Annotated in this window: 18 protein-coding genes; 6 read left to right on the forward strand and 12 right to left on the reverse strand. The window is 42.4% G+C overall.

What is annotated here, in order from left to right; translation table 11 throughout:
* Positions 1-7 precede the first annotated feature (7 nt).
* The 9 genes from purH to rsmD all read right to left on the reverse strand — a co-directional run bounded on the left by purH (position 8) and on the right by rsmD (position 9,643).
* The gene (purH, locus tag AADY36_RS02840; protein WP_054560984.1) at positions 8-1,594 is read right to left on the reverse strand and encodes a bifunctional phosphoribosylaminoimidazolecarboxamide formyltransferase/IMP cyclohydrolase; all 1,587 of its coding nucleotides are present in this window, start codon (positions 1,592-1,594) and stop codon (positions 8-10) included.
* A 234-nt stretch (positions 1,595-1,828) separates the two neighbouring features.
* The gene (fis, locus tag AADY36_RS02845) at positions 1,829-2,119 is read right to left on the reverse strand and encodes a DNA-binding transcriptional regulator Fis (RefSeq protein WP_002957804.1); all 291 of its coding nucleotides are present in this window, start codon (positions 2,117-2,119) and stop codon (positions 1,829-1,831) included.
* A 21-nt stretch (positions 2,120-2,140) separates the two neighbouring features.
* Positions 2,141-3,112: a tRNA dihydrouridine synthase DusB gene (dusB, locus tag AADY36_RS02850; RefSeq protein ID WP_054560983.1), complete on the reverse strand. Its 972-nt coding sequence runs from the start codon at positions 3,110-3,112 to the stop codon at positions 2,141-2,143.
* 270 nt (positions 3,113-3,382) lie between these two features.
* A complete protein-coding gene (gene prmA / locus AADY36_RS02855; protein ID WP_054560982.1) occupies positions 3,383-4,264 on the reverse strand; it encodes a 50S ribosomal protein L11 methyltransferase in 882 nt (293 codons plus the stop codon).
* 64 nt (positions 4,265-4,328) lie between these two features.
* Positions 4,329-6,185 carry an RNA polymerase sigma factor RpoD gene (gene rpoD, locus AADY36_RS02860; RefSeq protein WP_054560981.1) on the reverse strand — a complete coding sequence of 619 codons (1,857 nt, stop codon included), beginning with the start codon at positions 6,183-6,185 and terminating at the stop codon, positions 4,329-4,331.
* Positions 6,186-6,308: 123 nt separating this feature from the next.
* The gene (dnaG, locus tag AADY36_RS02865; protein WP_054560980.1) at positions 6,309-8,060 is read right to left on the reverse strand and encodes a DNA primase; all 1,752 of its coding nucleotides are present in this window, start codon (positions 8,058-8,060) and stop codon (positions 6,309-6,311) included.
* A gap of 136 nt (positions 8,061-8,196) precedes the next feature.
* Positions 8,197-8,643 carry a GatB/YqeY domain-containing protein gene (locus AADY36_RS02870; protein ID WP_054551044.1) on the reverse strand — a complete coding sequence of 149 codons (447 nt, stop codon included), beginning with the start codon at positions 8,641-8,643 and terminating at the stop codon, positions 8,197-8,199.
* Positions 8,644-8,664: 21 nt separating this feature from the next.
* Positions 8,665-8,880 carry a 30S ribosomal protein S21 gene (gene rpsU / locus AADY36_RS02875; RefSeq protein ID WP_002957797.1) on the reverse strand — a complete coding sequence of 72 codons (216 nt, stop codon included), beginning with the start codon at positions 8,878-8,880 and terminating at the stop codon, positions 8,665-8,667.
* A gap of 145 nt (positions 8,881-9,025) precedes the next feature.
* Complete coding sequence (gene rsmD / locus AADY36_RS02880; RefSeq protein ID WP_054560979.1) at positions 9,026-9,643, reverse strand: 16S rRNA (guanine(966)-N(2))-methyltransferase RsmD; 618 nt, start codon at positions 9,641-9,643, stop codon at positions 9,026-9,028.
* A gap of 209 nt (positions 9,644-9,852) precedes the next feature.
* On the opposite strand from rsmD, the gene ftsY reads away from it, so the two are divergent.
* The 5 genes from ftsY to glsB all read left to right on the forward strand — a co-directional run bounded on the left by ftsY (position 9,853) and on the right by glsB (position 15,753).
* Entirely contained in the window at positions 9,853-11,949 is a 2,097-nt protein-coding gene (ftsY, locus tag AADY36_RS02885) for a signal recognition particle-docking protein FtsY (RefSeq protein WP_342409260.1), read from the forward strand.
* A 53-nt stretch (positions 11,950-12,002) separates the two neighbouring features.
* A complete protein-coding gene (gene ftsE / locus AADY36_RS02890) occupies positions 12,003-12,680 on the forward strand; it encodes a cell division ATP-binding protein FtsE (protein WP_054560978.1) in 678 nt (225 codons plus the stop codon).
* Complete coding sequence (gene ftsX / locus AADY36_RS02895) at positions 12,677-13,663, forward strand: permease-like cell division protein FtsX (protein ID WP_055022377.1); 987 nt, start codon at positions 12,677-12,679, stop codon at positions 13,661-13,663. The genes ftsE and ftsX overlap by 4 nt, the downstream gene beginning before the upstream one ends.
* A gap of 225 nt (positions 13,664-13,888) precedes the next feature.
* A complete protein-coding gene (gene rpoH, locus AADY36_RS02900) occupies positions 13,889-14,752 on the forward strand; it encodes an RNA polymerase sigma factor RpoH (RefSeq protein WP_054551048.1) in 864 nt (287 codons plus the stop codon).
* A gap of 80 nt (positions 14,753-14,832) precedes the next feature.
* Positions 14,833-15,753: a glutaminase B gene (gene glsB, locus AADY36_RS02905; protein ID WP_054560977.1), complete on the forward strand. Its 921-nt coding sequence runs from the start codon at positions 14,833-14,835 to the stop codon at positions 15,751-15,753.
* A 6-nt stretch (positions 15,754-15,759) separates the two neighbouring features.
* On the opposite strand, the gene AADY36_RS02910 is transcribed toward glsB, so the two are convergent.
* Positions 15,760-17,064: an inosine/guanosine kinase gene (locus tag AADY36_RS02910; protein WP_054560976.1), complete on the reverse strand. Its 1,305-nt coding sequence runs from the start codon at positions 17,062-17,064 to the stop codon at positions 15,760-15,762.
* A gap of 180 nt (positions 17,065-17,244) precedes the next feature.
* Between AADY36_RS02910 and tadA the strand changes: the two genes are divergently transcribed.
* On the forward strand, positions 17,245-17,742 hold the full coding sequence (gene tadA, locus AADY36_RS02915; protein ID WP_054560975.1) for a tRNA adenosine(34) deaminase TadA: 498 nt from the start codon (positions 17,245-17,247) through the stop codon (positions 17,740-17,742).
* Here tadA and AADY36_RS02920 read toward each other — a convergent pair whose 3' ends face one another.
* Together AADY36_RS02920 and mltF are read right to left on the reverse strand one after the other, a co-directional pair.
* Positions 17,743-17,913 carry a hypothetical protein gene (locus AADY36_RS02920; RefSeq protein WP_165385080.1) on the reverse strand — a complete coding sequence of 57 codons (171 nt, stop codon included), beginning with the start codon at positions 17,911-17,913 and terminating at the stop codon, positions 17,743-17,745.
* Between the two features lie 102 nt (positions 17,914-18,015).
* Positions 18,016-19,485, reverse strand: a complete 1,470-nt coding sequence (gene mltF, locus AADY36_RS02925; RefSeq protein ID WP_054560974.1) for a membrane-bound lytic murein transglycosylase MltF — start codon at positions 19,483-19,485, stop codon at positions 18,016-18,018.
* Positions 19,486-19,735 lie beyond the last annotated feature (250 nt).

Below are 19,735 nucleotides of genomic sequence, written 5' to 3' on the forward strand. Positions count from 1 at the left end.
TATGTGATTAGTGGCGGAAATGGCGCATACCTGTAAATACCATTGCCATACCAGCTTCGTCAGCTGCAGCGATAACTTCTTCATCGCGCATTGAACCACCTGGTTGAATAACAGCGGTGATGCCAGCCTCTGCTGCTGCATCAATACCGTCACGGAATGGGAAGAATGCATCCGATGCCATAACTGAACCTTTTACTTCAAGGTTTTCGTCAGCGGCTTTGATACCAGCAATTTTCGCTGAATAAACACGGCTCATTTGACCTGCGCCTACACCAATCGTCATACCGTCACGTGCGTAAACGATTGCGTTAGACTTAACGAATTTAGCTACTTTCCAGCAGAATAATAAATCTTTTAATTCTTGCTCAGTTGGTTGACGCTTAGATACAACTTTAAGGTCGCCTTGCGTTACCATACCTAGGTCGCGGTCTTGAACTAGAATACCGCCATTAACACGCTTGATGTCGTGACCTGTTGCATTACCAGACCATTCACCACATTCTAATAAACGTACGTTTTGCTTAGCAGATACGATTTGGGCTGCAGCTTCAGATACTTTAGGTGCAATGATAACTTCAACGAATTGACGAGCAACAATAGCTTCAGCTGTGTCTGCATCAAGTTCTTTATTGAATGCGATGATGCCACCAAATGCTGATGTAGGGTCAGTTTTGAATGCGCGATCATAAGCTTCAAGAATGTTGTCACCAATTGACACACCACAAGGGTTCGCATGTTTTACGATAACACACGCTGGTACGTCGAATTCTTTTACACACTCTAATGCTGCGTCAGTGTCAGCAATGTTGTTGTAAGAAAGTGCTTTACCTTGCAGTTGAACTGCAGTCGCAACAGATGCTTCAGTTAGGTCGTTTTCAACATAAAAAGCAGCGTCTTGGTGTGAGTTCTCACCGTAGCGCATATCTTGCTTTTTAGTGAACTGCATGTTGATAGTACGTGGGAATTTAGTCTCTTCAGCAGCTTCCTCTGTGTAGTCAGGAACCATTTTGCCGAAGTAGTTTGCAATCATGCCATCGTACTGAGCTGTGTGCTCGTAAGCAGCAATAGCTAGATCAAAACGTGTTTTATACGTTGTTGAACCGTTGTTGCTTTGCATTTCGCTGATTACGCGGTCGTAATCTTTTGCATTAACTACGATAGTTACGTCTTTATGGTTTTTCGCCGCAGCGCGAACCATAGTTGGACCACCGATATCAATGTTTTCAATCGCATCTTCTAGGCTGCAGTCTTCTTTCGCAACAGTGTTTGCGAAGGGGTATAAGTTAACTACAACGATATCGATAGCAGAGATGTTGTGATCCTCCATTACGTCTTCATCTTGACCGCGACGCGCTAAGATGCCGCCGTGAATTTTTGGATGAAGTGTTTTTACGCGACCATCCATGATCTCAGGGTGACCAGTATGGTCAGATACTTCAGTGACTTTGATGCCGTTATCAGCAAGTAATTTGCAAGTACCGCCAGTTGATAAAATATCCACGCCTTGTGCTTCAAGAGCGCGAGCAAATTCAACGATACCGGTTTTATCTGACACACTTAATAGTGCGCGACGAATTGGACGATGTGTATCCATTGTAGTTTTGATTACCTCAATGTTTGAGCTAGCTTAGAAAGGCGGTATTTTAACTGAATCTGCTTTAAAAAACGACGTTTAAAGCGTGAGGATTTTGCATAGTTTTTAACAGCTATAAAAAAAGCACCCTAAGGTGCTTTTTATTAAAAACTTTTATATCAGTTGTATTGGATTAGTAAGCGTTTATTAGCAAAATAAATATGCTGGCTTACTACGAGTCCAATATAACCAGTATTAGTTCATGCCGTATTTTTTAAGCTTCTTACGTAAAGTACCACGGTTGATACCTAGTAAGATTGCAGCACGAGTTTGGTTACCACGCGTGTACGTCATTACTTCTTCAAGTAATGGTGCTTCTAGCTCAGAAAGAACAAGGTCGTATACGTCTTGTACGTCTTGACCATTAAGTTGCTTTAGGTAGTGATGAACAGCTTTTTTCACTGCATCACGCAACGGCTGTGGTTTCTCGTGTGACTGTACATGAGGGTTTGTGATAAATGGAGAAGTCACGTTTTGTTCGAACATCGTTATATGTCTCTTTCTTTCTTAGTTAGCTGCTAGTGTTTTAAAGTATTCTTCTAATGCGTCGACTTGTGCCTGTGGGTTATCTAACGCATTAAATACTCGCCTAAACTGACCGTCACTGTCATGGGTTTGCAAATACCAAGATACATGCTTTCGAGCGATACGCGCTCCCATTGGCTCCCCGTAAAACTGATGAAGATTGTCTAAATGCTCCATCAAAATGCTACGCACTTCTGAAATTTCAGGTGCTGGCAAATGTTCTCCAGTTCGCAAATAGTGGTCTATCTCCCTAAAAATCCAAGGGCGACCTTGGGCGGCTCGACCAATCATAATGGCATCTGCACCCGTATAATCCAAAACCTGCTTTGCTTTTTCTGGTGAAGTAATATCACCATTGGCAACGACAGGGATAGACACTGAACGTTTAATATCCCTAATTGTGGCGTACTCTGCTTCACCTTTATACATACATGCGCGCGTTCGCCCATGTACTGCCAGTGAGGCAATGCCATAACGTTCAGCTATTCTCGCAATCTCGACACCATTACGGTTATCCTGATCCCATCCAGTACGGATTTTTAAAGTGACAGGGACATCGACAGCATTAACAACGGCATCGAGTATCTCTTGTACTAATTCAGGAAACTGTAATAAGGCAGAGCCTGCGAGTTTCTTATTCACTTTTTTAGCTGGGCACCCCATATTGATATCTATGATCTGTGCACCATTGCTGACATTGAATTGTGCTGCCTGTGCCATAAGCTCAGGATCGGCTCCGGCGATTTGCACCGAACGAATTCCCGACTCACCGCTGTGATCCATACGGTTCATCGATTTTTCGGTTTTCCATACTTTCGGGTTTGACGAGAGCATTTCAGAAACAGCAAGGCCCGCACCTAAGCGACGGCAAAGTTGTCTAAATGGTCTGTCTGTAATGCCTGCCATTGGCGCGACAATTACATTGTTCTCAAGTTGGTATGAACCGATACGCACTGTTATTCAATTGGCCTCTTTTCAAGGGGCGCTAAGTTTACGGCTTTTTTAGCAAAAATCAAAGGCTATAAATTGAACAAAAGTGACTTTTTTTTGCCCTTTTCGTATTGACTTTTGATAACAGTTTGACGGGTAGGTTGATTTGTTTGTTATTTGAACAGAAAAAATTTTACTCACAAAAAAGTGAGAAACTACTAACTGTAAAAATAAGGTAAAGCCTGTTAAATACTGGCTTTACCTATTATGTTTGAGTAAATACTCTAGTGCTATTTAGGCTTTCTTGATGCCGCTGACTCGGGTCCATTCACCCTCAACAGCCACGTCATCAAGTGCTAAAAACGGGGCGTAAACATCGGCTACAGACTGAGCTTGTTCTTCTAAAATGCCTGACATAGCAATTTTACCATTCGGTTTTAAAAGACCTAAAATCACTTCATGTAGTTCACGAAGTGGTTGAGCTAAGATGTTTGCAACCACAATATCGGCTGTAAACTCAGGTTGATCTTCAGGTAAATACACTTCAAGTTTATCTGCAACGCCATTACGTTTTGCATTATCGCGGCTTGCTTCAATAGCTTGAGGATCTATATCGATACCGATCATACGTTCAGCGCCGAGTTTGATCGCAGCAATTCCTAAAATACCTGAGCCACAACCAAAGTCGACCACAGTTTTACCTGTTAAATCTTGGCTTTCTAGCCATTTTAAACAAAGCGCAGTCGTTGCATGGGTACCTGTACCAAACGCAAGGCCTGGGTCGAGTAATACATTAACCGCATCAGGATCTGGAATATCGCGCCAGCTTGGGCAGATCCATAAGCGCTCACCGAATTGAATAGGGTGGAAGTTATCCATCCATTCACGTTCCCAATCTTTATCTTCAAGCTGTTCAATTTTATAAACGAGCTTATCGGCGAGTGTTGCTTCAGCATTTAATGTTGCTACTACGCTGTCCATATCATGGTTAGCGTCATACAGGCCAATCACAGTGGTATCAGCCCATAACTGCACAGTACCAAGTTTTGGCTCATAAATAGGGGTATCTTTGGCATCAACATAGGTGACTGACGCACTGCCAGTGTCCATGAGTAAGTCGCTGATTAATTCTGCGTTGTCTGCATTTGCGTTGATGCGAATTTGGATCCAAGCCATGAATATCTCTCGAATAGAAAAAAGGCCGCAACAGCGGCCTTTTAGTTAATAACGCGATACTAAATTACTTAGCATCTAAGAAGCTTTTCAGTAAGTCAGAGCGAGAAGGGTGACGTAATTTACGTAACGCTTTCGCTTCGATTTGACGAATACGCTCACGTGTTACGTCAAATTGTTTACCTACTTCTTCTAATGTATGGTCAGTGTTCATGTCGATACCGAAACGCATACGTAGTACTTTAGCTTCACGTGCTGTTAAGCCCGCTAGTACATCGTTTGTTGCGCCACGTAGTGATTCCATGGTTGCAGAATCAATAGGTGAGTCGATAGTGGTATCTTCAATGAAGTCACCTAAGTGCGAATCTTCATCATCACCGATTGGTGTTTCCATTGAAATTGGCTCTTTAGCGATTTTAAGTACCTTACGGATCTTGTCTTCAGGCATTAACATACGCTCAGCTAATTCTTCTGGGCTCGGCTCACGACCCATCTCTTGTAGCATTTGACGAGAGATACGGTTTAATTTGTTGATCGTCTCAATCATGTGCACAGGAATACGGATGGTACGTGCTTGGTCAGCAATCGAACGCGTGATTGCTTGACGGATCCACCATGTTGCATAAGTAGAAAACTTATAACCACGGCGGTATTCGAACTTATCAACCGCTTTCATTAGACCAATATTACCTTCTTGGATAAGGTCTAAGAACTGTAAACCACGGTTGGTGTATTTTTTCGCAATTGAAATTACAAGACGTAAGTTCGCTTCAACCATTTCTTTCTTCGCACGGCGAGCTTTCGCTTCACCAATACTCATGCGGCGGTTGATATCTTTAATTCGTTCGATGCTAAGGCCTGTGCTTTCTTCAATTGCACTTAGTTTGCTGATGCAACGAATGATTTCTGGTTTAACTGTTTCAAGTGCTACTGAGTATTTCTCGTTTGCAGCAATCTCAAGGTCAATCCAGCTTGTGTCTGTTTCGTTGTTAGCAAAGTGCTTGATAAAGCTCTTTTTCGGTAACTTAGCAATTTGTACAGCTTGTTTCATGATGATACGTTCTTGTACACGAACGCGGTCCATCATTTCACGCATGTTGTTAACCATGCGGTCAAACTGTTTTGGCACTAATTTAAAGGTTTTAAATAGTTCGCCTATTTCTGCAATAGCTTCAAGTGAATCCGGGTGCGAGCGACCTTTTTCTTCGAACGTTTCGCGTGCTTTGTTATAAAGCTCACGTAAGTTTTCGAAGTGAATACGAGCTTCTTCAGGATCTGGACCTGTGTCGCCATCGCTATCATCATCGTCATCACTGTCGTCATCTTCATCATCGTCTTCGTCGTCTTCTTCGTCGAGTTGCTCTTCGTTTAACTCAGAACCGATGTGTGTTGCAGAGATTTGTGATTCTTCTTCATTATTAGGATCAAAGAAACCAGAGATAATGTCGCTTAAGCGCATTTCTTCTGCTTCGAACTTGTCCCATTGCTCTAGTAGATAAGTAATTGCTTCAGGGTATTCAGCAACTGAAATCTGTACCTGGTTAATACCTTCCTCAATACGCTTAGCGATAACGATTTCGCCTTCACGCGTAAGAAGTTCAACAGTACCCATTTCACGCATATACATACGTACAGGGTCAGTTGTTCGACCGATCTCTTTTTCTACAGTCGCAAGTGCAGCTGCCGCGGCTTCTGCTGCGTCTTCGTCTGTCGTTGTTTCTTGCATCATTAATTCATCGGCATCAGGTGCGTTTTCACTTACCTTGATACCCATATCATTAATCATGCTAATGATATCTTCTACCTGATCTGAGTCGATAATGTCTTGTGGAAGGTGATCATTAACTTCTGCAAAAGTTAAATAACCTTGCTCTTTACCTTTTTGAATCAGAAGCTTTAATTGTGACTGAGGAGTTGGATCCATAGAGATTTATTCTTCCACTCTGAAAGTTGATACAACAGGCGCCAGCTCGCTTACTAATTAAGCGACACGAAAACTAACTAGACGCAGTGAATAGCACAGTATAACAGCATTATTCAATTCTGACTAGCTGTTGCTGCCTTTTAACGCTTGCGTCAGTAAGTGGCATTCTAGCCTTTCTTCGCTGCTTAAGCCTTGGGTCTTGTCTTTTATTAATAGGGTCTCTAGTCGATAATTTAAACACTGGTCTTCAATAAATTTAAAAGTATTTTTAAAAACCGTCTCTAAACGATCGTCATTTATTTGGTGCTGCCAAGTTGCTAGTTTCACTAACGCGTCATATTCAGCGCCATCCCTAAATGACTCTAAAATTTGCGCCGTCGTGATACCTTCACGTTCTAGTGCTAAGTGCTGAATGCGTAAAAATAGCTCAATACCGGCTATTTTCATCTCAGCTAATTCTGGCATATAAGCAATGCTGGTCGCCAAATTTGGGTGTTGCAATAAAATACCAATCGCTTGACGCATTGGTGTTATTTTAAATTTACGCTCAATCGCATGCTGTTGCTTTGGCGACTTAACGCGATTATTTAACTGCTCTCTTGTTCGACCAATTAAGCGGCCAAGATGTTCCAAAATATTTTCTTGGTAAAAATCACTAGGGATTTTTTCAATTAGTGGCAGGGCATCACTAAGGAGCTTTGCTTTACCTGCGTCTTGAGTTAGGTCTATCTCTTGGCTGAGCTTATTAAACAGCACCTTAGTAAAATCATCCGCTTCGCTTAACCTAGCTTCAAAAGCGTCTTTACCTTCTTTTTGTACCAGTGAATCAGGGTCTTCACCATCTGGTAAAAACACAAACTTTAACGACTTACCATCACCAAGATAAGGCAGTGCATTTTCTAGTGCACGCCAAGCTGCATCGCGACCTGCACGGTCACCGTCGTAGCAGCAAATCACTTTATCTGTGGTTCTAAATAAAGTGTGCATATGTTCTGCGGTCGTTGCTGTGCCAAGGGCGGCAACGGCATATTCGATGCCTTGCTCAGCTAAAGCAACAACATCCATATACCCTTCAACAATTAAAATATGTTCAAGTTTTTTATGTGCTTGCTTGGCTTCGTATAAACCATAAAGCTCAAAGCCTTTATGGAAAATACGGGTTTCTGGTGAGTTAAGGTATTTAGGACCTTGATCCGCTTGCATAACACGGCCACCAAAGGCAATCACCCGACCGCGTTTATCGCGAATAGGGAACATGAGTCGATCACGGAAGAAGTCAAATTGACGACCTGGCGACTTTTCAGAGGCTAGTTTTAGTTCTACAAGCTGCTCTTTTTGTTCTTTGTTGCGGCCAAGTTGCTGGCATAGCGCTTCCCATTCACTTGGCGCATAACCAATCATGAATTTTTTCGCTGTTTCACCGCTTAAACCACGACCCTTGATATAGTCGATAACCGTTTTTGAGTTGGCATGATGCTTTAACTGATGCTGATAAAAGCGAGCAGCATGTAACATTAAATCGTAATCGGAGCGCTTTTGTTCTGCAGTGCGTTGCGGGCCGGAACTTGTGCCTTGTTCGCGAGGTACGTCTAAATTGAGCATACTCGCTAATTCTTCAATAGCATCAACGAACTCTAATTTGTCATATTCCATGACAAACGAAATTGCATTGCCATTGGCACCACAACCAAAGCAGTGGTAAAACTGTTTATCTTGAGAAACGGTAAATGAAGGTGATTTTTCGTTATGGAATGGGCAACAAGCTTGGTAGTCTTTACCTGCTTTTTTAAGGCCAACTCTCGAATCAATTAACTCAACAATATCTGTGCGAGCGAGTAAATCATCAATAAACTGTCGAGGGATCTTTCCGGCCATAGCTGTTGTATTTTCCTGCGCTATCTATGCGTTGTAAAATAAGATTTGAACACAATTACTGTGTTTATGAAAGACTAAAAGCAAGAAACCGAGCACTAGGCTCGGTTTGCTTGAATCATACATCTGTATGTGGGGGTTAGGCAGTTAATCGTTGCTTGATTAAGCCAGAAATCTTACCTAAATCGGCACGACCTTCAGCTTTGCTTTTGATAACTCCCATTACCTTACCCATGTCTTGCATACCCGCTGCATTTGTATCAGCTATAGCCGAGTCAATAAGAGCAATGATTTCTTCTTCACTCAATTGTTGAGGTAAGAATTCTTCAAGTGCTTTAATCTCACTGGCTTCAATTTCAGCTAAATCTTCACGACCCGCATCAATGTACTGGGTGTAAGAATCGCGACGTTGCTTAACAAGCTTTACTAAAACAGCGGTAATACCGTCGTCGTCAAGCGTAATTTGCTCATCAATTTCACGTTGCTTGATTGCAGCAAGTACCATGCGGATAGGTTTAAGACGTTCTTTGTCTTTTGCCTTCATCGCATCTTTTTGCGCATCTTTTAGCGTTAATAAAAGGCTCATTTATACAAGACCAAATACTGATTAGTATAATTTAACGCGACGTGCGTTATCGCGAGAAAGCTTCTTCATGTGACGCTTTACTGCAGCAGCTTTTTTACGCTTACGCTCAGCTGTTGGTTTTTCATAGTGCTCGCGACGACGAACTTCTGAAAGGATACCTGCTTTTTCACATGAACGCTTGAAGCGACGAAGTGCTACGTCAAACGGTTCGTTCTCTCTTACTTTAATTACTGGCATTAAAAATTCACCTACCTAAATAATGAGCGTTGCTCAAGTTGATCGAATAACGACCAAGTGGTTCAAAAATGGTGCGGTATTGTAATCCGAAGCAACACCACATGTAAAGAATAATATTAACAGAAACTAGGTTTGCAAAACAGAGTTAATTTGTCTCGCGTTGATATAGCCGACAAATCACTTGCCCGGCAGTTTTTTCTTTTAAAAGCATCCAGTTATCTGGGGTGTCTAAGTCGCTTAGTTCGCTTTCGACCTCAACATATATAAGTGCTTGGGCAGATAACCAGCTATTTTTTTCGAGTAAAAAACAACTTTTTTCAGCCAAGTTTTGTCGAAATGGCGGGTCAACAAAAATTAGATCAAATTGCTCGTTTTGCATGTTTTGTTCTAATAATGAAAGGCTATTGCCTTGTTTTACGACGGCATTATCCAATTTAAGGGTGCTAATGTTTTCTTTTAGTTGGCTAGCGGCACCTTTATCTAGTTCGAAAAACACAGCATGATCAGCAAAGCGCGATAACGCCTCAAAACCTAAACCGCCGGAACCGGCAAAGCAATCGAGTACCGCTGCGCCTCGGGTATCTTGCATTAGCCAGTTAAATACAGTTTCTTTTATTCGGTCTGTGGTTGGGCGCAAGCCTTGCACATCTTTTACGGGTAATTTTCTACCGCGAAATTGCCCACTAATAATACGAATAAATCCATTTGCTGATTTATTGTTCGCTGCTTTTGCTTGGCGGTTAGCTGTTGATTTTTTTCTCATTTAACTCACTAATCATTGGTAACTGACCACTAGCTCAGATAATATTGTATGCAATAGCTAGCGTGTCATTTTTCTACTGCGCTAAAAGTGATAGTATTGCGACCTTAGCGATAGATGGTACCTGTTTATGTTTGGCTAAAAAGCTGAACTGTCACCAAACTATTATTCATGTAAGTTTATCAGATTTTTATAAGTGGTTATTAGCAAGTATGGCAAAAAAAAGTAAATTCCTGTCTTGGTTTGGTTTTGGCAAATCAGATAAGCAACAAGCAGAGCAAGCAGCAAAAGAGGCTGATAACCAGAAGCAAATAGAAGAACAACAGCGAATTGAAGCCGAAAAGGCTGAAGCTGAACGTTTAGAACAAGAGCGTATCGCTGCTGAAAAAGCAGAAGCGGAGCGTTTAGAGCAAGAGCGAATCGCTGCAGAAAAGGCAGAGGCTGAACGTTTAGAGCAAGAGCGTATCGCTGCTGAAAAAGCAGAAGCTGAACGTTTAGAACAAGAGCGTATCGCTGCTGAAAAGGCTGAGGCGGAGCGTTTAGAACAAGAGCGTGTTGCTGCAGAGAAGGCAGAAGCGGAACGTTTAGAGCAAGAACGCATTGCGGCAGAAAAAGCAGAAGCTGAGCGTTTAGAGCAAGAACGTGTTGCTGCAGAAAAGGCAGAAGCAGAACGTTTAGAGCAAGAACGCATTGCGGCAGAACAAGCAGAAGCTGAACGTTTAGAGCAAGAACGCATTGCGGCAGAACAAGCAGAAGCTGAACGTTTAGCTCAAGAACAGCAGGCGGCAGAACAACAACGTCAAGAACAACAAGCTCGTCTTGCTGAGCAAGAAGCAGCAATGAAATTAGAGCAAGAGCGTGCTGCAGCAGAACAGGCACAGCGTGAAGCCGAGCAAGTTGCTGCGCAGAAGGCCGAGGCAGAACGTCTAGAGCAAGAACGCATTGCTGCAGAAAAGGCAGAATCGGAACGTTTAGAGCAAGAACGCATTGCTGCAGAGAAGGCAGAAGCGGAGCGCTTAGAACAAGAACGCATTGCTGCAGAAAAAGCAGAAGCGGATCGTCTAGAGCAAGAACGTATTGCTGCAGAGAAAGCAGAGGCGGATCGTTTAGAACAAGAACGTATTGCTGCAGAAAAAGCAGAAGCGGATCGTCTAGAGCAAGAACGTATTGCTGCAGAGAAAGCAGAGGCGGATCGTTTAGAGCAAGAACGCATTGCTGCAGAAAAGGCAGAAGCGGAGCGTTTAGAACAAGAACGCATTGCTGCAGAGAAGGCAGAAGCGGAGCGCTTAGAGCAAGAACGCATTGCTGAAGAACAAGCAGAAGCTGAGCGTTTAGAGCAAGAGAAAGCTGCTCAAGCCGCTGCTGAAAAACCAAAGAAAGAAGGTTTCTTCGCACGCCTTAAAAAAGGTCTATTAAAAACTCGCGTTAATATTGGTTCAGGCTTTGCGTCTATTTTTAGTGGTAAGAAAATTGACGATGAGTTATTTGAAGAACTAGAAACACAATTACTAACAGCCGATTTAGGTGTTGATACAACAATGAAGTTGATTGATAACCTAACCGATGCCGCTGATCGTAAGCAATTAAAAGATGGCGATGCTTTATATGAGTTAATGAAGCAAGAAATGGCTAGTATGCTTAAAACCGCCGAGCAGCCGCTGGTTGTAAGTGGTGACAAAAAGCCATTTGTTATCTTAATGGTGGGTGTAAATGGTGTAGGTAAAACCACCACGATTGGTAAATTAGCTAAGCAGTTCCAAAGCGAAGGTAAGTCAGTGATGCTTGCTGCCGGAGATACGTTCCGCGCTGCAGCGGTTGAGCAGCTGCAAGTATGGGGTGAGCGTAATAGCATCCCAGTGATTGCTCAGCATACAGGTGCAGACAGTGCGTCAGTGGTATTTGATGCATTTCAGGCTGCAAAGGCTCGTAATGCTGATGTGTTAATCGCTGATACAGCAGGTCGCTTGCAAAATAAAGATAACCTAATGCAAGAGCTTGAAAAAATTGCCCGTGTAATGAAGAAAATTGACCCAGATGCGCCGCATGAAGTTATGCTAACTATTGATGCAGGTACAGGTCAAAATGCAATTAGCCAAGTTAAATTATTTAATGAATGTGTTGGTTTAACGGGCATTACTTTATCTAAACTAGATGGTACCGCTAAAGGTGGTGTGATTTTCGCCGTTGCAGATAAATTTAATATCCCAATTCGTTACATTGGTGTTGGTGAAGGTATTGATGATTTACGTACCTTTAATAGTGGTGACTTTATTGATGCACTATTTAGCCAAGACGAGGATGACGCATAATTAACTAAAGGGAGCTTGCTCCCTTTTTCGCTGCAAGATGATTGATAACTAAAATGATAAATTTTCAGCAAGTCAGTAAAACATATCCAGGTGGCCATCGTGCCCTTGAAAAAGTCAGCTTTCATATTAAGCCTGGTGAACTGGCCTTTTTAACCGGGCACAGTGGGGCAGGTAAAAGTACATTATTGAAGCTTATCAGCTTGATGGAGCGTCCATCAGCCGGGCAGGTGCTTATTAATGGTGTTGATTTAAATGCTGTTAAATCGCGCCAGATCCCTTATGTGCGCCGCGATATTGGTATCATCTTTCAGAATCACCGCTTACTAGAACGTTACTCAGTGTTTGATAATGTTGCCTTACCTTTAATCATTGAAGGTACGCACCATAAGCAAATAGCTAAACGTGTTCACGGTGCGCTTGATAAAGTCGGGTTACTTGATAAAGCTAAGTGTAATCCAGCAACCTTATCAGGTGGTGAGCAGCAGCGTGTTGGTATTGCTCGCGCTATCGTTAATTCACCGCCAATCCTATTAGCCGATGAGCCAACTGGTAACTTAGACCCTGAACTTTCAATGGACATATTACGTTTATTCGAAGACTTTAATAATCATGGTACAACCGTGCTGATTGCAACCCATGATATTGGTTTAATAGCGCGTATGCGTTATCGCAGTCTAACTCTGAAAGATGGCCGTATGATTGACGATCCGTTAGCTGAGGGGGCACTATGAGTTTATTGTTTAAAAGCCGCAACAGCCAAAACGAACGTCAGAAGAAGTCATTTTTAGCAGCGCCTTATTTCTTCTTTATTAATCTTATTCGCCAAGGTGTGCACAGCCTCGGTGAAATGTGGCGAACGCCTTTAGCCTCATTGATGACCATTGCGGTATTGGGGTTAAGCTTAACACTGCCAGCGACGCTTTATTTAGTGGTTAAAAATGTCTCGCAAGTGAGCAGTGGCTTTGAAGATGCCGCAGAGATCTCGTTGTTCGTAAAAGAAACTATGAGCGAACAGCAAACGCAAACCCTTGTTAAGCGTTTAGCACTCTACCCTGAAGTAGATAAAGTGGAGTTTATATCAAAAGGCGATGCCCTCACTGAATTTAAACAAGTATCAGGATTTGGCCAAGCACTTGAATATTTAGATGCGAACCCGTTACCTGATGTTGTTATTGTTACGCCGACAGCACGATACCGTCAACCAAATACGGCAAAACAATTACTGCACAAGCTTGAAGGCGAAAGAGAAGTTGATTTTGGTAAACTCGATATTGCTTGGCTTGAGCGATTAAATGCACTTTTAAGTTTATTAAAAGAAAGCGTGATCACCATTGCTCTACTATTATTAACCTCCGTCACTCTGATCATTGGTAATACTATCCGCTTATCAATTATGGATAAGAAAGATGAAATTCAAGTGATGAAGTTAGTAGGGGCGACAAACACCTTTATTCATGCACCATTTTTATGGACAGGAATTTGGTACGGTATTATTGGCGGTTTGTTCTCTTTTATTTGTGTTGCATTAATGATGTGGTGGCTTGGTGCTGCTGTAAGTGATGTGGCGGGTGTTTATGAAACCAGCTTTGACTTAATTGGTTTAACACTCTCAGAGTTTGGCATTTTAGTCGCTCTTGCAACAGGCTTAGGATTTGTTGGTTCTTACCTATCAGTTAACCGCTACATAAAAGAAATTGAACCCGATAAAGTGTAACAATTCGTTGTTACACTGCTCTTTTAGCGATAAATAGTAGTCGCTGTTAATTTATCAAAATATCACTCCAAGCTAGAATTCATCGCTTATTCAGCGTGTTAGCGTAGACTAAAAATAGATACAAAAACCACTTGATTTGAACTTTAAAAAAGTTTTTAATTGAAGTTAGCACTCTCGCTTAAAGAGTGCTAAGATGGTTTCAAATGTTTATCACTGAGGTGAAAAATGAGTAAAGATTTATACGCAATGGCACTTACTGCAGGTCAACAGAGCGCAAGTATGGACGGCTACCTTCAAGCGGTTAGCACTATTCCTATGCTTGATGCAGAGAAAGAAAAGCAGTTGGCGACACGTCTTCAGGAAGAAGGTGATCTTGAAGCTGCGAAGCAACTCATTATGTCGCATCTACGCTTTGTTGCTCATATTGCGAAAAGCTATTCAGGTTATGGTTTACCGCAAGCTGATTTAATTCAGGAAGGTAACATCGGTCTGATGAAAGCGGTAAAACGTTTCGACCCAAGTGTAGGTGTTCGCTTAGTTTCATTCGCAGTACACTGGATCAAAGCTGAAATTCATGAATACGTACTTAAAAACTGGCGTATCGTGAAAGTTGCAACTACTAAAGCGCAACGTAAATTATTCTTCAACCTACGTAAAAACAAAAAACGTTTAGGTTGGTTTAACCAAGCTGAGGTTAGCACAGTTGCTAATGAGCTAGGTGTAAGTGAAAAAGAAGTACGTGAGATGGAATCACGTATGAGTGGCCAAGATATGGGCTTTGACTTAACGGGCGACGACAATGACGACGCACCGACAAGCACATACTCGCCAGTACAGTATTTAACAGATGGCAGTGCTGACCTTGCTGATGATATCGAAGAGCAGCAATGGCAAGAACAGTCTCATGCACGTTTATTCAGCGCCTTAAAAACCCTTGATGAACGTTCTCAAGACATCGTAAGTGCACGTTGGTTAGCTGACGATAAAGCGACATTACAAGAGCTTGCTGAGAAATATAACGTTTCAGCAGAGCGTGTTCGCCAGCTAGAAAAAACAGCAATGAAAAAACTGCAATCAGCGATGAGCTAATAGCAATCGCTATAGCAAACCATCTTTAGTAGACTACAAAGCCTCGCAAATGCGGGGCTTTTTGTTTTAAAGGACGCGGTATGTCACAGATTGATTATCAACATGTATTAGATGAAATCACAAAAGAAGTTCAACCATTACTGAGCCAAGGTAAGGTTGCTGATTATATTCCTGCGCTTGCAGAGGTTGAGCCAAACCAGTTTGCCATTGCTATTCATACAGTAGATGGGCAAACCTATTGCGCGGGTGATTGTAGTGCACGTTTTACAATTCAATCTGTTTCGAAAGTAATGACCTTAACTTTAGCACTTCAGCGTTATGGTGATGAGCTGTGGCAACGAGTTGGTAAAGAGCCATCAGGCACCGCTTTTAACTCACTTACACAGCTTGAGTTTGAACAGGGCATACCACGCAACCCATTTATTAATGCCGGTGCGATTGTCACCTGTGACGCGTTATATAGCCGTTTATCTGCGCCGATGCACTCTATGCTTGAGTCGTTTCGCCAGTTATCAGGAAATGCTCAGGTTGTTATTGATAAGAAAGTGGCAAATTCTGAATATGAGTTTCGTCATCGCAACGCCGCGATGGGGCATCTAATGAAGTCATTCGGCAACTTTAATAATGAAGTTGATGATGTGTTATGGGCTTACTTTAACTTCTGTGCCATAGAGTTAAACTGCGTAGAATTAGCAAAAGCTTACAATTACTTAGCAAACCAAGGTAAAGATGCCAATGGCCAAGAAGTACTCAGTGCAAGGCAAAATAAGCAGTTAAACTCGTTACTGTTTACCAGTGGTTTATACGATGCTGCAGGGGATTTTGGCTACCGTGTTGGTATGCCGGGTAAGTCAGGGGTATCTGGTACTATATTAGCTGTATTACCAAATCAATTTACTGTGGCTGTGTGGGCGCCAAGACTTAACTCGTATGGTAACTCAGTAGCTGGGATAGCGGCTCTTGAGCGTTTATCCCAGAAACTGGATATTTCAATTTTTTAGTCGCGCTTACTGATCCCAGTAAACTTGCTCTAAACAATCTTCACGTTCAGGTAAGCCACGAGATAAACGTGGCGAGTGCTGAACAAGTACTTCATAACTTGCACGGTTAGCGTATTTACTAATTTGTGCAAGTGATGAGTAGGTCATAGCAGGTTGCTGATGCTTCGCTGAGTTTGCCACATTAAGTTTGTGGTAAACGTTTGCTGATAAGTCATGCAGTACCGCAGCTAGCGCACAGTCGCCCGCACCATTGGTATTTTTAATACTATCTGGGCCGCCCATAAACGGTGCTGTATGGCTGTACGCACGAATAGGGTTTTGGCAGTCGTCTTTACGCATTGCGCGCGAAAATTCATAACGGTTAAAGTCAGCAATCGCGCCTGGTAATAGCGGGTATTCTGTTTCACGCTTGAATGAGTCGTCTACGTAACCGGCCATAAATAAGCCTTTTTCGCCAGCCGTACAAATAACTAAATCAGTCCAATCTAGCGCTTTGTCGGCAGCTAGAAGCGGATCTTCAAAGCCAGTAATCGCAAGACCTTCTTCTTCATTCATAGCAAGAATATCAACATGCTCTTTTACAAAGTCAGCCCACCAAGCAGGGTCTTGTTCAATTAGGAACTTAGTGCCAAGGGTTAAAACCACAGGGACACCTGCATCATTGGCATATTTTACTGCCTGCATGGTGGCTTCTGTCATGGTTTCATCACCTTGAGTACGCATTAGGTATGCGCTGATAACCAGTGCTGATGAATTCTCAATAAGTGCCTGATCGATTGATTCAGGGCGAAGATGATTCATTAGCCCCGCGCTGATTGCGAAGGTACGCTCACCGGTCTCGTCAATTAAGGTAAAACAACGACCAATTGGGCCATCTACAGGCTGAAGGTAGTCAAGGTCAACGCGGCTAGAGGTGTTACATAAAAAACGGTATGCATAGCTGCCGATTTTGATATTTTCACTCATTACCCCTAACAGTACTGATCGGTCGTCAGCTAGGGTAGAGTAGTTGTGCATGGTGTTACCTACCGTACCACCGGCAAACTCATAATCGATCATATTGTCGAGTTTTAGTCTGTCGTATAGCGCGTTGGTAATATCGTTATCGATCACTTGCGACATGCCACGGCGCAATTGAAATTCATCTAGGAAAGCTTGATCAACTTTCGCTTCAATATCTACCACAATTTGGTCGATACCCGTAATATAACTACGTTGTAGTCGGTCGGTTGAGTTAAGTTGATTCGTCAGTGGATCTTTGGCTTCCACCGGAAAATAATGTTTATGCCTGCGGCGTCCAGGAAATTTCATTTGCTACCCGTGTTGTAAGCTAAATAAAAAAAGCGCGAGATTATAGCGCAATATGGGTCCATTGAGCCATGAAAAAGCCACTAAATTTTGCGTTAATTTTTAAGTGTAGCAGTATTTATTGCCGACATTTTTCACTAACTAGGTATAATTACTCACAGTTTTACAAGATTTGTGTGATATATGAGCGAACAATTTAGCGACCAATATTGGATGGAAAAAGCATTAAACTACGCTAATGAAGCGGCTGCGATTAATGAAATTCCGGTTGGTGCTGTGCTGGTAAAAGACAATCAACTGATCTCCTATGGTTATAACCGCTCAATTATCGATAACGACCCATCCGCTCATGCTGAAATGATGGCAATCCGCGAAGCAGGTAAAGTACTTAATAACTACCGATTAATCGATTGCACCCTGTATGTAACGTTAGAACCTTGTTCTATGTGCGCAGGCCTGTTGGTACATAGCCGCATTAAGCGATTGGTATTTGGTGCTAAAGATGCCAAAACGGGATCGGCAGGATCAATTATGAATCTGCTGCAAGAGCCTAGGCTTAATCATCAAGTTGAAGTAACCGGCGATGTTATGAGTGAGCAGTGTGGGGCGGTGATATCTGCGTTTTTTAAGCGTCGTAGAGAAGAGAAAAAGGCGGCAAAGCAGGCTGCTCGCAACGCCTAGTTATACAACCGGCGTTGCAGGAACTTGTGCTTCCATTAACTGCATCGCAAATAAGCGGCGACGCCAAATAACTTTTTTGTGTGTATTACGTAGCATGATACGACGGCGGGTCGCCGTTGAGTAAATAACATTACGCTTGAACTTATGTGTCGTACGTCTTCTTTTTAACATGAGTGCTCCTTAAGTGAGAGTAAAGCATGGCATGGTCCATTCCATTTCTAATAAAAGATAATGATCATTTGATGACAAGTAAACAGATTTCGGTGCTTGAGGTTAGTTGTTTTCTAATTCTTGCTGCTCTGAGTTGGTTTGTTGCGTGTTGTCATTTGGCTTTGGCTCGCTTGCTTGCGCTTCAGGTTGAGCTTCTTCAGTGCTTTGTTCTTTTTCGCTTGGGTTAGCAATCGCATCATTTTCATCAAGCCAAACCAGTGCGTCGTAATAGCGACGGATATTATCAACGTACTTTACTGCAACATCGCCACGGGCATAACCATATTTGGTTTTTCGATAGTAGCGCTTTTTAATTAAAAGCGGTAAGCGCTTTTTAACATCAGCCCATTTATCTGGGCTTGCACCTTCTTGCTCGGTAATAATGCGTGCGTCGTTGACGTGTCCCCAGCCAACATTGTAAGAGGCTAAGGCAAACCAGGTTCTGTCGGGCTGCGGAATGCGTTCAGGGATCCAAGAAATCACTTTGGCAAGATACTGCGCACCGCCTTTAATATTTTGCTCAGGCTCTAGTCGATTTGTTACGCCGACCTGTTTTGCTGTTGCTTGGGTTAGCATCATTATGCCACGTACACCGGTTGGTGACTTAGCCCTTGGGTTCCACATTGATTCTTGATAACTCAAAGCTGCCAGTAATCGCCAGTCTATGTTACCTGCGTATTGCTCAAACCAAGGTTGGTATTTAGGTAAGGTGTCTTTTATTGCTTCGATATAAGCAAGCGTGTTCACATAGTTAAACTGACGAACATGGCCGAAGTATTTTTCTTCTAACACATAAAGCTGGTTGCTTTTCTTAACGTCGCCAAAAAATGGCACCATCAAGGCATATAAAGAGTCGTCACCATCTTTTCTTAGTAACCAAGCGATAGGGTCGTTACGGGTAACCGAAAAGCCGATACTCAAATTTGGGTGATAGCGGCGAAACAGCGATAAGGTGTGTGAATCTGCTAGGGTGTAATCAATTTCACCGTCGATAACTGCTTGCAGAAGCTCTTCTTCATCCATGTCTTCTGTTTCGTTCCAGCTAAGTTCAGGATGCAATTGTTTTAATTGCTGTAGTGCCAACGAGTGGCTGCTTTTGGCTAAAACAGTGAGATTACCGGTTAAATCCTCAAACTCTCGAGGGCGAGTACGGCCTTGTTTATAAACTAATTTTTGGCTAATTGTTCGGTAGGTTGGGCCAAATCGATAATGCTCTGCCCGAATCGTATTATAGGTAAGACCTGAAGCTATAATATCTAAATCGCCACTTTCTAAGCGTGCGAACATATCGGATAGATTAAAAAAGGGCACCATCTCGAGCTCTACACCAACATAGTCAGCAAACTCTTGGGCAAGCTCATATTCAAAGCCTTGCACACCTTGTGGAGCCTGATAGTAGTTACTCGCGCCAGCTAATGTGCCTACTCTAATTTTGTTCTGTGCCTTGATATGAGCAAGTTGCGACGGTTGCTGTTGCATATCACACGCACATAACATGAGCACTAAACTAAAAATAGCGAGTAACTTTTGCATAGATTATAAATGCCCCTTAAACCATTACCTTAGTGTTATAACAAAACTTCTAAGCCACGTCACTTGGCGAATAGTTTTAGTTATCTATTTAAAAATTAATAACTATAACAAGGCTGCTAGCAGATAAGTCATACAGAACAAGAACCTGCGAAGAAATAAGGACGACTAAGATAGTTAATTGCTGCAACCATAAAAGCGGTTATGAAGATTATTTAAATAAAAGCGTAATTTTGAGTTAAATCTAGACGTT

The organism is Pseudoalteromonas sp. D15MCD-2 (assembly GCF_038562745.1).
Classification (GTDB): domain Bacteria; phylum Pseudomonadota; class Gammaproteobacteria; order Enterobacterales; family Alteromonadaceae; genus Pseudoalteromonas.